At 65.4% G+C, this 14,690-nt stretch carries 13 protein-coding genes; 3 read left to right on the top strand and 10 right to left on the bottom strand.

Annotated elements, in window-relative coordinates; translation table 11 throughout:
• The 8 genes from AC56LK_RS23050 to AC56LK_RS23015 all read right to left on the bottom strand — a co-directional run bounded on the left by AC56LK_RS23050 (position 1) and on the right by AC56LK_RS23015 (position 9,590).
• Positions 1-2,103: a putative bifunctional diguanylate cyclase/phosphodiesterase gene (locus tag AC56LK_RS23050; RefSeq protein ID WP_497186794.1), complete on the bottom strand. Its 2,103-nt coding sequence runs from the start codon at positions 2,101-2,103 to the stop codon at positions 1-3.
• A 102-nt stretch (positions 2,104-2,205) separates the two neighbouring features.
• Positions 2,206-2,580, bottom strand: coding sequence for a GFA family protein (locus AC56LK_RS23045; protein ID WP_497186793.1), 375 nt, complete (start codon positions 2,578-2,580; stop codon positions 2,206-2,208).
• Between the two features lie 133 nt (positions 2,581-2,713).
• On the bottom strand, positions 2,714-3,721 hold the full coding sequence (locus AC56LK_RS23040; protein WP_497186792.1) for a septal ring lytic transglycosylase RlpA family protein: 1,008 nt from the start codon (positions 3,719-3,721) through the stop codon (positions 2,714-2,716).
• An 18-nt stretch (positions 3,722-3,739) separates the two neighbouring features.
• Positions 3,740-4,855, bottom strand: a complete 1,116-nt coding sequence (rodA, locus tag AC56LK_RS23035) for a rod shape-determining protein RodA (protein ID WP_497186791.1) — start codon at positions 4,853-4,855, stop codon at positions 3,740-3,742.
• Between the two features lie 2 nt (positions 4,856-4,857).
• Complete coding sequence (gene mrdA, locus AC56LK_RS23030) at positions 4,858-6,786, bottom strand: penicillin-binding protein 2 (RefSeq protein WP_497186790.1); 1,929 nt, start codon at positions 6,784-6,786, stop codon at positions 4,858-4,860.
• Between the two features lie 39 nt (positions 6,787-6,825).
• On the bottom strand, positions 6,826-7,344 hold the full coding sequence (gene mreD, locus AC56LK_RS23025) for a rod shape-determining protein MreD (RefSeq protein WP_497186789.1): 519 nt from the start codon (positions 7,342-7,344) through the stop codon (positions 6,826-6,828).
• Positions 7,344-8,384 carry a rod shape-determining protein MreC gene (mreC, locus tag AC56LK_RS23020; RefSeq protein WP_497186788.1) on the bottom strand — a complete coding sequence of 347 codons (1,041 nt, stop codon included), beginning with the start codon at positions 8,382-8,384 and terminating at the stop codon, positions 7,344-7,346. Before mreC ends, mreD begins: the two co-directional genes overlap by 1 nt.
• 162 nt (positions 8,385-8,546) lie before the next feature.
• Positions 8,547-9,590, bottom strand: a complete 1,044-nt coding sequence (locus AC56LK_RS23015) for a rod shape-determining protein (protein ID WP_436107587.1) — start codon at positions 9,588-9,590, stop codon at positions 8,547-8,549.
• A 309-nt stretch (positions 9,591-9,899) separates the two neighbouring features.
• Between AC56LK_RS23015 and gatC the strand changes: the two genes are divergently transcribed.
• From gatC to gatB, 3 genes are read left to right on the top strand one after another with little or no spacing between them, the layout of a single operon-like run.
• On the top strand, positions 9,900-10,199 hold the full coding sequence (gatC, locus tag AC56LK_RS23010) for an Asp-tRNA(Asn)/Glu-tRNA(Gln) amidotransferase subunit GatC (protein ID WP_436107588.1): 300 nt from the start codon (positions 9,900-9,902) through the stop codon (positions 10,197-10,199).
• 30 nt (positions 10,200-10,229) lie between these two features.
• The gene (gene gatA / locus AC56LK_RS23005) at positions 10,230-11,705 is read left to right on the top strand and encodes an Asp-tRNA(Asn)/Glu-tRNA(Gln) amidotransferase subunit GatA (RefSeq protein WP_497186787.1); all 1,476 of its coding nucleotides are present in this window, start codon (positions 10,230-10,232) and stop codon (positions 11,703-11,705) included.
• A 15-nt stretch (positions 11,706-11,720) separates the two neighbouring features.
• The gene (gene gatB / locus AC56LK_RS23000; protein ID WP_497186820.1) at positions 11,721-13,199 is read left to right on the top strand and encodes an Asp-tRNA(Asn)/Glu-tRNA(Gln) amidotransferase subunit GatB; all 1,479 of its coding nucleotides are present in this window, start codon (positions 11,721-11,723) and stop codon (positions 13,197-13,199) included.
• Positions 13,200-13,263: 64 nt separating this feature from the next.
• Here gatB and AC56LK_RS22995 read toward each other — a convergent pair whose 3' ends face one another.
• A complete protein-coding gene (locus AC56LK_RS22995) occupies positions 13,264-13,980 on the bottom strand; it encodes a DUF6624 domain-containing protein (RefSeq protein ID WP_497186786.1) in 717 nt (238 codons plus the stop codon).
• Between the two features lie 2 nt (positions 13,981-13,982).
• On the bottom strand, positions 13,983-14,642 hold the full coding sequence (gene pyrE / locus AC56LK_RS22990) for an orotate phosphoribosyltransferase (protein ID WP_497186785.1): 660 nt from the start codon (positions 14,640-14,642) through the stop codon (positions 13,983-13,985).
• Between the last annotated feature and the right edge of the window lie 48 nt (positions 14,643-14,690).

Below are 14,690 nucleotides of genomic sequence, written 5' to 3'. Positions count from 1 at the left end.
TCAGTGCTGGTACACGCCCGCCGAAGACAGGAAGCGTTCGAACGATGGCAGGTCCAGGGGTTGGCTGTAGTAGTAACCCTGGCCTACCTCACACCCGCTCTGGAGCAGGAAATGCTCTTCTTCCGCAGTTTCGATGCCTTCGGCGACCACGACCAGTGACAGGCTCTTTGCAAGGGTCAGGATGGCATGCAGGAGTGCCTGCTGGCGCGTACCTGCCCGGTTGATGCCGTGAATAAAAGACCGGTCGATCTTGAGCACATCCACCGGGAAGTCTGCCAGGTAGCTCAAGCTGGAATAACCGGTCCCGAAATCGTCGATCGCCAGCGTCAGGCCCAGTTCCTTGAGTTGTCGCAGCGATCTGCTCGCGTGGCCGATATCGTGCATGAGCACCGACTCCGTCAGTTCGAGCTGCAACACGGCTGGATCGATGTCCGATGCCTGCAATTGCGCGCCGATGTAGTCGACGAATCCAGGATGACGCAACTCCTCGGCCGATACATTGATGGCGATGGTGCCAAAGTCCACCCCCTCGCTGGTCCAGGCCAGCGCTTGCCGGAGCGCTTCATCGAACACCCATCTTCCCAGGGCATTGATCAAGCCCGACGCTTCCGCACAGGGGATGAATTTTGTCGGTGCCACCCATCCCCAGTCCGCATCGTGCCACCGCAACAAGGCTTCGCACCCGCATACCTTCCCGTCGGGGAACTTGATCTTCGGCTGATAGAACAGATTGAAGCTGCCGGCGTTGAGCGCAAGCCGCAGTCGCTCTTCGATACGTTGACGCTCCAGCGTGTCGGCATGTAAGGCATGCGTGAAAACACGCCAGCCGTTTCTCCCGCCGCCCTTGACACTTTGCAGCGCAATATCCGCATGCTGGAGCAGCGTTTCCACAGTCGTGCCATGTTCGGGATAGCTTGCAATGCCAGCACTGCAGCCAATCCGAACGTCCTTACCGCCGATCTGGTGCGGCCAGGCGAGCGCGTCGGCAATGCGTGCCGCGGCCAGCATGGCCTCTTCCGTACTCGATCCTGGCGCCATCACGACGACGAATTCGTCGCCGCCCTGCCGGCCAACCAGGTCGATCAGCCTGAAGCAGCCGCGCAAGCGTTCCGCAACGGAAACGAGCAACTTATCGCCGGCATCATGCCCCAGCGTGTCATTCACGAGTTTGAACTTGTCCAGATCCAGGTACAGGACCGGCACGTTCTGGCGATGGGTCGCGGCATGGGCCAGGGCCTGGTCAAGATGTTTTTGAATCGCGAAACGGTTGGGCAAGCCGGTCAGGAAGTCGTGCCATGCGAGATGGTCGACCTTGGCCTGCATCTCGTAGGCTTCGGTCGTGTCGTGGAATACCATCACGGCCCCCACCAGTGCGCCGGATTCGTCGATGATCGGCGAGCAGGAATCCTCGATGCGTATCGTCGTGCCGTCATGGCGGACCAGCACGGTCCCCGGGGCGACGCGCGCGCTTTGCAGTGTCGAGATGACCTGATGCACGGGATGCACGAGCGCTTCCAGGTTCTCTGCATCCTGGAACGCCATGAGGCCGGCAATCTGGCGCCCGATGAGCTCAGTGGACGGGTAGTGCAACAGGCGGCGGGCGGCGGAGTTGAGGAAGGTGATCTCGGCGCGGGAATTTGTACAGATGACGCCGTCCGCAATGGCCTCGAGCGAAATCGCCGTTTGCTGTTGCCGCTGTTGAAGCGCATGCTGTGACGCGGCATGCCGGATCACGAGCGCAAGGATCTGCAAGATCAGATCGGACGCGGTCGATGAATCGTTCAGGCATGCCGCCGCACCCTGCCCCAGCAACTCGGGCTCCAGCCCGGATCGCTTGCTGGCCATCCACACGAGGACCGGAACCGGTGCGAATGCCCGGATGGCACGCGCCAGCTCGCCCACGCCGTCCGGGCCGGCCGTGTCCAGATCGAGCAGAACCACATGGACAGCATGCGCCGCTCCATGCACTTGCGCCGCCTGGACGCTTGCCGTGACATCGACACGCAGAACCAGGGTGTCGGATGCGGCCCCGGCCAGCGTTGCAAGCAGTCTGGCGAGTGTCGCTGAACCTGATGTGATCACAAGTAGGTTTTGCTCAACCATGACTGCTCTCCCGAAACCGCCCGGCACTGTAAATACCAACAGTAACAGTTTGCAAATGTCCGTTGATATATTATTTCAAGGACAAAGGCGGTTCATGACAGCTCAGGCCGGATTCTTGACCGGTAGCCAGGACGGCTTGGTGTCGGTGTGCAATTCGATCTCGACCGGATCGGTATAGGGAGCGTCGAGCGTGCCGAGGGTCACTGCAATGCGTTCGGGCGAGTGCTCGCTGCGCCAGAACAGCGTCGAGCCGCAGCGCCCGCAGAAGGCGCGCCGGCCGTGGTCGGAAGAAGCATATTCGGTGATGAGGGCCTCGCCGCGCTCGATGCGCAAGCTGGCACGCGGGATATTGGCGTAGGTGCCGGAGGCTGCGCCGTGCTGTTTCTGGCACATGCTGCAATAGCAGTGGCTGGCGCTTTCGACCGGGCCGGTGGTGCTGTAGGCGACATCGCCACACAAGCAGCTTCCTTTTAGCATGTTCGATTCCTCACAAACTGGTTTGGTCGGGGATCCACGCGAGAAGATCGGTGACGCCGATGTCGACGCCCGCCTGCGTTGGCAGCGTGCTTGGACGCCAGTAAAACGATGTCTTCCCGGGTCGGCATGCCGGTCAGCGCTTGACGACGATCGGCTTCAGACCGAAGGAAGACGGCACCGAGCGCGCCGCCTCCAGGGCATCTTCGCGGCTTTCGAAGGGCCCACCGTACAGGCGGTTCAGCGACCCCACCTTGACCACTTCGAGCTTGCCGACTTCGACGCCGGCCTCGAGCAGGCGCCCGCTCATGGCTTCGGCGGTACCGGCGCGGCCGTAGGAGCCGAGCTGGACATAGAAGCTCCCGCGCGGCACCAGCTTGGGCACCACCTGCGCCACCGCCGCGCTGTCGGTGCGCACCCGGTCTTCCAGCATCAGCGCCGCGATCTCCGGCGGCGCCGACTGCGCCTCGGACGCGGCGCTGCGGCGTTCCGATGCCATGCGGATGGGGTCGTTCGGGAACAGACGCTCGACCTCGACCTGGTGGCTGCCCTTGCCCAGCAGGCCGAGCTTGAGCGCCGCCGTGTACGAGACGTCGACGATGCGGCTGGCGTGGAAGGGACCGCGGTCGTTGATGCGCACCACCACCGACTTGCCGGTCTCGACGCTCGTGATGCGCGCATAGGAGGGAATCGGCAGGGTCGGATGCGCCGCCGTCATCTTGTACATGTCGTAGAGCTCGCCCGACGAGGTCTTCTGGCCGTGGAACTTGACGCCGTACCAGCTGGCCACGCCGCGCTGGACGAAGGGGTCCTGGTGCACGATCGGGGTATAGGTCTGGCCGAACACCGAATAGGGGCGGTTGGCCCACTTGGCGTAGGGTTCGGCCTTGACGACCGCATCCGGCATGTCCATCAGGCCGGGCGGTGGATTGAGGCCGGGGCCGTCGTCCTTGTAATAGCCGCCGCGCCCGGAATTGGGCGCCGGCAGCTTCGGCACGTCGGTGTGCTTTGCCGCGGGGTGTTTCCACGGCAGCGGGATCAGGCTCTTGCGTTCACCCGAATCGGTGGTGCCACAGCCGACGAGTTGCGTTGCGAGCAATGCCAGGCCGATGACCGTAGCAAGTTGTTTTCTTGGAACGGCCATTCGTGTCGTCCTATTTCATTACGTCTGCACCAGTTTACGATGTCTTTGAATACTCATCAATATACCAGCGCCGAGACCCAGCGTAATGAAGGCTGTTCCGCCGTAGCTCATGAAAGGTAGCGGAACTCCGACGACAGGCAGGATGCCGATCACCATGCCCATGTTAACGAAAGCATAAGTAAAGTACATCATCGTGATCGCACCGGCCAGCAGGCGCGAGAAAGTGTTCGGGGCATTTGCCGCGATCATCAACCCGCGGCCGATCAGCATCAGGTAGACGAACAGCAGGAACAGGTTGCCGACCAGGCCGAATTCTTCCGAATACACGGCGAACACGAAGTCGGTGGTCTGCTCGGGGACGAATTCCAGGGCGCCCTGCGTTCCCTGGGCGTAGCCCTTGCCAAATATGCCGCCGGAACCAATGGCGATCTCGGACTGGATGATGTGGAAGCCCTTGCCCAGCGGGTCGGAGGTCGGGTCGATCAGGGTCATCACCCGGTCGCGCTGGTAATCGTGCAGCATCGACCAGGCGATCGGCATCGCCGCCGCAGCGGACACGCCCAGCCCGATCAGCGCCTTCCACGGCAGGCCGGCCAGGAAGATCACGTAGAAGCCCGAGGTGCCCACCATCAGCGCGGTGCCGAGGTCGGGCTGCTTGGCGATCAGGGCGAATGGAACCAGCAGGATCACGGCTGCCACGGCGTAGTTCTTCCAGGTGCCGGCATTGGCGCGCTGCTGGAAGTACCAGGCCAGCATCAACGGCGTCGCGATCTTCAGGATTTCGGAGGGCTGGATGTCGACACCGACGTACAGCCAGCGCCGCGCGCCCTTCTTGATGATGCCGAACAGCGCCACCGCGATCAGCAGCGTGACCCCGACCGTATAGATCGGCACGGCGAGCCGCATCAGGGTCTGGGGCGGCACGTTGGCCGCGATCCACATGATCCCGAAGGCCAGCATGAAGTTGCGGATCTGGTGCTCGACCCGGTCGGGGAACTCGGCGCCGGCCGAGGTCATGGTGATCACGCTGGTCATCATCAGGACGAACAGCACCAGGCCGAGCGGCCAGTCGAACACGGTGAAATACGGACGCAGGCGGCGCCGCAGCGAGCGGCGTTCTGGAATGTGCGCCATGCTTATTCCTTTCGAATGGAAGGCGCGGCTTTCGGCGCGGCGCCTGGCAGCGGGTCTTTCGGCTTCGGCGGCGCCGGACGCTTGCCCAGCAGGTAGTAGTCGAGCGCCTTGCGCGCGATCGGGGCGGCGAAGGACGCGCCGAAGCCGACGTTCTCGACGATCAGGGCCAGCGCGATCTTCGGCTTGTCCGCCGGCGCGAAGGCGACGTAGAGCGCATTGTCGCGGTGGCGCTCGTCGATGGCGCTGGCATTGTATTTCTGGCCTTTCAGGCCGATCACCTGCGCGGTGCCGGTCTTGCCGGCCGAGATGTAGCCGGCATTGGCGAAGGCCCGGTGGCCGGTGCCGTAGGATTCCTGGGTCACGCCCACCATGGTGTGCTTGATGAAATCGATGTTCTCCTGCTTGAGCGGGATGCGCCGGGTTTCCTTCGGCACGGTCAGGCTGCGCTGCTTGGTGGCGCCGTCCTCGATCATCTTCACCAGGTGCGGCTTCATCACCACGCCGTTGTTGGCGAGGGTCGAGACCGCGTGCGCCAGCTGGATCATGCTGTAGTTGTTGAAGCCCTGGCCGATCGAGATCGAGATGGTGTCGCCGCCCACCCACTTGCCGGCACGCGGGTTCTTACGGAAGCGCTGCGCCTTCCACTCCTTGGACGGCAGCACACCGGTCTTCTCGTGCTCGAGGTCGATGCCGGTCGGATGGCCGAAACCGAATTGCCCCATGAAGTTCGAGATGTTATCGATGCCCATCTCGTTGCCGAGCTGGTAGTAATAGGTGTCGCAGGATTCGACCACCGACTTGTACATGTCGACGTAGCCGTGGCCGCCCGGCTTGTCGTCGTTGAAGCGGTGCCCGCCCAGCACGTAGAAGCCGGGGTCGCGGATGCCGTCGTTCGGCTTGCGGAAGCCCAGCTCGAGTGCGGCCAGCGCCATGAAGGGCTTGAAGGTCGATCCCGGCGGATAGGTGCCCGACAGCGGCCGGTTCATCAGCGGCCGGTCGAGCGAGGTATTCAGCTCGTTCCAGTTCTGGCTGTCGATGCCGTCCACGAACAGGTTCGGATCGAAGCCGGGGCGCGACACATAGGCCAGCACGTCGCCGGTCTCGGGTTCGATCGCCACCAGCGCGCCGCGGTTCTCGCCGAAGGCTTCCTCGACGATCTTTTGCAGCTCGATGTCGATCGACAGGATCAGGTTGCTGCCCGGGGTCGGCGCCGTGCGCGCCAGGGTGCGGATCGCGCGCCCGCCGGCAGTGCGCTCGACCTGTTCGTAGCCGGTGGTGCCGTGCAGGTAGCTCTCGTACTTCTTCTCGACGCCTTCCTTGCCGATATGCTCGGTGCCGTTGTAGTTGGCATCCAGGCCGTCCTCTTCCAGCCTGGCCGCTTCTTTCTGGTTGATGCGGCCGATGTAGCCGATCACGTGCGAGGCGGTCTCGCCCAGCGGGTACTGGCGGAACAGGCGCGCCTGCACTTCCACGCCCGGGAAGCGGAAGCGCTGCGCGGTGAAGCGCGCCACTTCGTCGTCGGTCAGGCGGGTGCGCAGCGGCACGCTGGCGAAGCTGCGCGACTCTTCCAGCAGGCGCTTGAAGCGGCGCCGGTCGCGCTGCTCGATGACGACCAGCTTGGACAGCTCGTCGATGACGGAATCCAGGTTGGCCTGCAGCTTGGACGGCGTGATCTCGAGCGTGTAGGCCGAGTAGTTGCGCGCCAGGACCACGCCGTTGCGGTCGACGATCAGGCCGCGGTTGGGCACGATGGGCACCAGCGCGATGCGGTTGCCCTCGGCCTGCAGCACGAACTGGTCGTGGCGCAGCACCTGCAGCCAGACGAAGCGCGCCACCAGCAGGCCGAAGCAGATGAAGACGAGCGCCACCAGCGCCGTGAGGCGCATGCGGAACAGGTGGATCTCGCGGTCGTTGTCCTTGAATTCGGTCACGGCAAAGAGCTCATTGTTGCGGTCGGATCGGATGCGGGATCAGATCGGACGGGTATGGTCGCGGTCGACGGCGCGGCGCTGCGGCGCCAGCAGCAGCCACGTAATCAGCGGCCACAGGGCGACCGCGACCACGCTCTCGGCGAAGTGCAGCAGGCCCGGGAAGCGGCCCGACGCCGTGAAGTGGACGAAGGCCTGCACCGCCTGCGCCAGCAGCAGCAGCGGGAACACGTGCATGGCCTGGGTCATCACGGGGAACCACAGCACGCGGCGGTGGATCATGATGGCCAGGTAGGACAGCAGCGTGTAGGCGAGCGCGTTCTCGCCCAGCAGGCTGGCGTCGTGCACGTCCATCAGCAGGCCCATCACGAAGGCCACGCCGATGCCGACCTTGCGCGGCTGGTGGATGCCCCAGAACACCAGCACCAGCGCGACGAAGTCGGGGGCGCCGACCCAGCGGCCCAGCGGCAGCAGGTTGAGCATGAAGGCGCAGACCAGGCTGAAGGTGATGAACAGCGGGCTGACGGGCAGCAGGATGTAATGCGGACGGTTACCGGGCATTATTGGCCCTCCCTGGTGGCCGGGCGTGGGTTGTTGGCGGGGGCGGCCACAGTGGCCGCGGCGGGCTGCGCGGCCGGCGGCCTTGCGGTGCCGGCGGCTGGGGTGCCCAGGCCTTGTGCAGGCAGTTGCGGAACGCCCTGCGGCGGCAGCGGCGCCGGCGCCAGCGGCGGCGCCGGGATCGGCGCCATGTCCGGCAGCTTGCGGCGCGCGGTGGTGGCGGCGCTCTGCATCTCGGCCTGGGGACGCGGCGGCAGCTTCGACTGCGACATGATGATCAGGAGCTGGCGGTTGCGGTCGATGCCGGCCAGCGGCTGGCAGACCACGCGCCCGAAGGCGCCGGCGGCGACGTTCTCGACCTGCACCACCTTGGCCACCGCCAGGCCGGCCGGGTACATGCCGTCCAGGCCCGAGGTGACCAGCACGTCGCCCACCTGGATGTCGGCGTTCGCCACCACGAAGCGCAAATCGAGCAGGCCGGACTGGCCGCGGCCGTAGGCGATGCTGCGCAGGCCGCTGCGCAGCACCTGCACGGGAATCGCCTGCTCCTTGTCGGTCAGGAGCGTGACCTCGGACGTGAACGGGAACACGCGCGTGACCTGGCCGACCACGCCCGCATGGTCGATCACGGGCAAGCCGAGCACGACGTCATTGCGCGAACCGCGGTCGATCACGATGCGCCGGGTCGAGGGATCGCGTGCGTCGTACAGGATCTCGGTCATCTGCGCCTGGACCGGCAGGTGCTGCTTCGCATCCATCAGGCGGCGCAGCTGGGCGTTCTCGGCCATTTGCAGCTGGGCCTGCTGCAGCACGCGGGCCTGCGCCAGTTCGCGGGTCTTGAGCTCGCGGACTTCCTTCTGCAGCGAGGAGATCGAGGAGAAGTAGCCGGCCATGTTGCCGAGCGCCTCGCGCGGCATCAGGGCGGCCATCTGTACCGGATAGAGGATGGTGGCGGCCACCTGGCGCACTGACGCCAGGGTCTGGTAGCGGGCGTCGACGACCAGCAGCAGCACCGAGATCAGGGCGAAGACGATAGCCTTCACCCGGGCCGGGGCACCTTGTTTGAAAAGCGGCGGAGGACTGTATTGCATGCCGAATTGGCGTCCTGTCTAGTCGGTGCGCGGAATGTCAACGCGGGCAGACGCGCGCGGGATCATCCGCACGCCCTGCCCGCTGTCGCATCGGCCGCGCCGCTGTTATCGTTGTTATTCGTAGGAGAAGATGGAACCGAGCTTGTCCATGCGCTCGAGCGCCATGCCCGAACCGCGCACCACGCAGGTCAGCGGGTCTTCGGCCACCAGCACCGGCAGGCCGGTCTCTTCCATCAGCAGGCGGTCGAGGTCGCGCAGCAGCGCGCCGCCGCCGGTCAGCATCATGCCCTTCTCGGCGATGTCGGCGCCCAGTTCCGGCGGAGCCTGTTCCAGGCCGTTCTTGACGGCCGAGACGATGTTGTTGAGCGGGTCGGTCAGGGCTTCCAGGATCTCGTTGCTCGAGATGGTGAAGGAACGCGGGATGCCTTCGGACAGGTTGCGGCCCTTGACTTCCATTTCCTTGATCTCGGAACCCGGGAAGGCCGAACCGATGGCCTTCTTGATCGCTTCGGCGGTCTGTTCGCCGATCAGCATGCCGTAGTTGCGGCGGATGTAGTTGACGATGGCTTCGTCGAACTTGTCGCCGCCGACGCGCACCGAACCCTTGTAGACCATGCCGCCCAGCGAGATGATGCCCACCTCGGTGGTGCCGCCGCCGATGTCGACCACCATCGAGCCGGTCGCGTCCGAGACCGGCAGGCCGGCGCCGATCGCGGCCGCCATCGGCTCTTCGATCAGGTAGACCTGCGAGGCGCCGGCGCCGAGGGCCGATTCGCGGATCGCGCGGCGCTCGACCTGGGTCGAACCGCAGGGCACGCAGATGATGATGCGCGGCGACGGGCGGAAGAACTTCGAATCGTGGACCATGCGGATGAACTGCTTGAGCATCTGCTCGGTGACGGTGAAGTCGGCGATCACGCCGTCCTTCATCGGGCGGATGGCCTCGATGTTGCCCGGCACCTTGCCCAGCATCTGCTTGGCTTCCTTGCCGACCGCCTGGATGGTCTTCTTGCCGTTCGGACCGCCCTCCTGGCGGATCGCGACGACCGACGGCTCGTCCAGCACGATGCCCAGGCCGCGCACGTAGATCAGGGTGTTGGCGGTGCCGAGGTCGATCGCCAGGTCATTCGAGAAGTAGCTGCGTAAAGAACCAAACATGGGTGTCCTGATTGCGCGTGAAGTCGCGCATGAAAATTGATCGGTTTGTCTTCGCCGCGTCTGCGGATGCATCGCGGTCTTTCCTGCGGCGGACTAGCTTTCAGCCCGACAGCGCATTAGCCCGCCATTCTACCTTATAATTTGTCGATTAAATGCTGAAAACGGGCGGTTTTACCCCCCAATTCAAAGGCGAGATCGACGGTGTTACCAAGGTTTTATCGGACGTAGCGCGCCGTTCGCTGACCGCTTGCCAACTTTCATTAACAGCCCAACCACATTTATCGCGCGGCCCCCGCCGCGCCCATTGCCATGTCCCTGACACTTTCAGACGTAAAACGCATTGCCAACCTGGCGCAGCTCGAGATGGACGAAGCCCACGCGGAGATCGCGCTGGCCGAGCTGAACGGCATCTTCGCCCTGGCCGAGCAGATGCAGGCGGTGGACACGACCGGCGTTGCCCCCCTGTCGCAGCCGCTCGCCAGCATCATGGCCATGCCGCTGCGCCTGCGCGACGACGTGGTGACCGAAGAGAACCGCCGCGAGGACTACCAGGCCCCGGCGCCGAAGGCGCAGGACGGCCTGTACCTGGTGCCGAAGGTCATCGAGTAATCCACGCAAACCGCTTCCAGAACAACGACCATGCACAACAAGACCATCAAAGAGCTGTCCGCGCTCCTGCAATCGAAGCAGGTGTCGAGCGTCGAACTGACCAGCCACTACCTCGACCGCATCGAGGCGAGCAGCCACAACGCCTTCCTGCACCTGGACCGCGAGCGCACCCTGGCCCAGGCGGCCGGCGCCGACGCCCGCATCGCCGCCGGCACGGCCGGCCCGCTGACCGGCGTGCCGATCGCGCACAAGGACATCTTCGTCACCCGTGGCTGGCGCACCACAGCCGGCTCGAAAATGCTGGCCAATTATGAAAGCCCGTTCGACGCGACCGTGGTCGAGCGCTTCGCGCAGGCCGGCATGGTCACCCTGGGCAAGGTCAACCTCGACGAATTCGCGATGGGCTCGGCCAACGAGAACTCGGCCTTCGGCTTTGTTACGAACCCCTGGGATCCGCTGGCGGTGCCGGGCGGCTCCTCGGGCGGCTCGGCCGCCGCGATCGCTGCGCGCCTGGCGCCGGCCGCCACCGCGACCGACACCGGCGGCTCGATCCGCCAGCCGGCCGCCTTCTGCGGCGTCACCGGCATCAAGCCGACCTACGGCCGCGTGTCGCGCTTCGGCATGATCGCCTTCGCCTCCTCGCTCGACCAGGGCGGCCCGATCGCCCAGACCGCCGAGGACTGCGCCCTGCTGCTGAACGAGATGATCGGCTTCGACGAGCGCGACTCGACCAGCCTGACGGTCGAGCAGGGCAACGTGGCCGAGGACTACACCCGCGACCTGAACAAGCCCCTGAACGGGCTGCGCATCGGCGTGCCGAAGGAATACTTCGGTGAAGGCCTGGCGGCAGACGTCGAGCAGGCCGTGCGCGCGGCGCTGGACGAATTCGTGAAGCTGGGCGCCTCGCTGGTCGAGATCTCCCTGCCGAAGACCGCACTGTCGATCCCGACCTACTACATCATCGCCCCGGCCGAGGCCTCGTCGAACCTGTCGCGCTTCGACGGCGTGCGCTACGGCCACCGCGCCAGCGAGTACAAGGATCTGCAGGACATGTACCGCAAAACCCGCGCCGAAGGCTTCGGCCGAGAGGTGCAGCGCCGCATCATGGTCGGCACCTATGTGCTGTGCCACGGCTACTACGACGCCTACTACGTGCAGGCGCAGAAGATCCGCCGCCTGATCGCCGACGACTTCCAGGCCGCATTCGCCGACAGGTGCGACGTGATCATGGGCCCGGTGGCGCCGACGGTGGCCTGGGACCTGGGCGCCAAGGCCAACGACCCGGTGGCGAACTACCTGGCCGACATCTTCACGCTGTCGACCAGCCTGGCGGGCCTGCCGGGCATGTCGATCCCGGTCGGTTTCGGCCAGGGTGAAAAGAACGCCAAGCGCCCGGTCGGTCTGCAAATCATCGGCAACTACTTCGCCGAAGCGAAGCTGCTGAACATCGCGCACCAGTACCAGCAGGTGACCGACTGGCACCAGCGCGCGCCGGAAGGCGTGTAAGCCCACAAGCACAGAATACAGAGAGAACACACCATGCAATGGGAAGTCGTCATCGGTCTTGAGAACCACGTGCAGCTCACGACCAACTCGAAAATCTTCAGCGGCAGCTCGATCCGTTTCGGCGCCGAGCCGAACACGCAAGCCAGCCCGGTCGACCTGGCGCTGCCGGGCGTGCTGCCGGTCCTGAACCGCGGCGCCGTCGAGCGCGCGATCCGTTTCGGCCTGGCCGTGGGCGCGAAGATCGCGCCGCAGTCGGTCTTCGCCCGCAAGAACTACTTCTACCCCGACCTGCCGAAGGGCTACCAGATCAGCCAGTTCGAGGACCCGGTGGTCCAGGGCGGCACCATCAGCTTCGCCTACGAGAAGGACGGCAAGCTGGAGACGAAAACCGTCAACCTGACCCGCGCCCACCTCGAGGAAGACGCCGGTAAATCGCTGCACGAAGACTATGCCGGCATGAGCGGCATCGACCTGAACCGCGCCGGCACGCCGCTGCTCGAGATCGTGTCGGAGCCGGAGATGCGCAGCGCGAACGAGGCGGTGGCCTATGCCAAGGCCCTGCACTCGCTGGTGGTCTGGCTGGGCGTCTGCGACGGCAACATGCAGGAAGGCAGCTTCCGCTGCGACGTCAACGTCTCGGTGCGCCCGATGGGCCAGAAGGAATTCGGCACCCGCTGCGAGATCAAGAACCTGAACTCCTTCCGCTTCATGGAAGAAGCCATCCACTACGAAGTGCGGCGCCAGATCGAGCTGATCGAAGACGGCGGCAAGGTGATCCAGGCGACCCGCCTGTGGGACCCGGACAAGAAGGAAACCCGCTCCATGCGCACCAAGGAAGACGCGCAGGACTACCGCTACTTCCCGGACCCGGACCTGCCGCCGCTGGTGATCGGCCAGGACTGGATCGAGCGCGTGAAAGCCGACATGCCGGAACTGCCGGGCGCCCTGCGCGCGCGCTTCACCGGCGACTACGGCCTGCCGGAGTACGACAGCCTGGTGCTGACCTCCTCGAAGGCGATGGCGACCTACTACGAAGCCGTGGTGGCCGCGGCCGGCAAGGAAAACGCCAAGGCGGCGGCGAACTGGATGATGGGCGACGTCTCGTCGACCCTGAACCGCGAAGGCGTGGAACTCGACCAGTCGCCGGTGTCGGCCGCCCAGCTTGCGCTGCTGCTCAAGCGCATCGCCGACGGCACCATCTCGAACAAGGCCGGCAAGGAAGTCTTCGCCGCCATGTGGGAAGCGAAATCGGATGACGCCGGCCTGGCCGATACCGTGATCGACCAGAAGGGCCTGAAGCAGATCTCGGACACGGGCGCGCTGGAAGCGATCGTCGACGAAGTCCTGGCCGCCAACGCCAAGTCGGTCGAGCAGTACCGCGCCGGCAAGGAAGCCGCGATCAACGCCCTGATCGGCCAGACCATGAAGGCCTCGAAGGGCAAGGCCAATCCGGCCCAGGTGACCGAGCTGCTGAAGCAGAAGCTGGCCGGCTGATCCGGCAGGCTGCAATAAATAAGCCGGAGCATGCTCCGGCTTATTTGTGCCCGTCGGCGCTGCCTTAACGGCCTTTGGCCTCTTTGCGCTCTTCCTTCATCATGCAGACGTAGTCGGCCAGCGGCATCAGCTCGAACTCGCGGCGGTTCGCCTCGACCTCGCGCAGGCTCTCGGCGTTCGGCAGGCCGAGATGGCTGCCGGCGAAGTTGTCGGAGGACTGGGTGCCGAAACGCTGGGGTTTGCCCTGCGCCTGCAACAGCCGGTCGACGTAGCGCGCCATGTCGCTGCCGGACAGTTCGCCGTCCACGCGGCGCTGGTCCAGCACCGGCACCAGCGATTGCTGGAACTTCGGGGCGCGGTCGGCGTGCAGGGCCAGCAGCCAGGCGTCGTGCACGCCCTGCTCGCCCACCTGGGCCGCGCTCGGGAAGCCCTTGCTGCGCACCAGTTCGAACAGCCACTTGACGTTCTCTTCGTCGATCGCCGCCACCTCGCGGCGCGGGCCCCAGTCCTTGCGGGCGGCCTTCACCATCGCCAGGCGCGCCTGCTGGTCGCGGGCGGCGCGGGCGGCCAGTTCGGCGCGCAGTTGCGGATCGGTGAAGCTGCGCGCGGCATCGCGCTTCGCCAGCGCTTCGTCGGTCTCGTTCGGGTGGGCGGCATACCAGGCGCTCACGCCCGGGCAATTGGCCGCGACGGCAGGGTCGGCGGCCCAGGCCGAGGCGCTGAAGGCGGCGCACAGGAGCGCCGCGCAGGCGGCGGAATGCTGCATGTTCCAGACGCCCATGCTCAGACTCCGTAGCGCGCGCGGTAGGCGGCAACCGCGTCCTTGTGCGCGCCGAGGTCGGCGCCCGCCTCGTTCGACAGGTAAGTGAACAGGTCGTCCAGGTTGGCGATCGAGATCACCGGGATGCCGAATTCCTGCGATACCTGCTGCACCGCCGAGTGTTCCGACAGCGCGCCATCCTTGCCCGAACGCTCCATGCGGTCGAGTGCGATCAGCACCGCCGCCGGCTCGGCGCCCGCGGCGCGGATCATGTCCACCGATTCGCGCACCGAGGTGCCGGCCGAGATCACGTCGTCGATGATCACGACCTTGCCCGCCAGCCTGGCGCCGACGATGGTGCCGCCTTCGCCGTGGTCCTTGGCTTCCTTGCGGTTGTAGGCGAACGCGGTGTCGCGGCCCTTGGCGGCCAGCGCCACCGCGGTCGCCGAGGCCAGGGTGATGCCCTTGTAGGCCGGGCCGAACAGCATGTCGAATTCGACGCCGGAGTCCAGCAGCGTCTGCGCGTAGAACTGCGCCAGCCGGCCCAGCGTCGCGCCGTCGTGGAACAGGCCGGCGTTGAAGAAGTACGGCGACTGGCGCCCTGCCTTGGTCGTGAATCGACCGAACTTCAATACTTCGGCCTTGACCGAAAATGCAATAAATTCCTGGCGCAGATCGCTCATGCGTTCCCCCTTGATCAGAAAGGCGGTATTGTACCTGCGCCCAGGACC

It is taken from the genome of Telluria sp. ZB4P36, from assembly GCF_059685865.1.
Note: the sequence above shows the minus strand (reverse complement) of the source record. Positions and strands in the feature narration are given on the sequence as shown.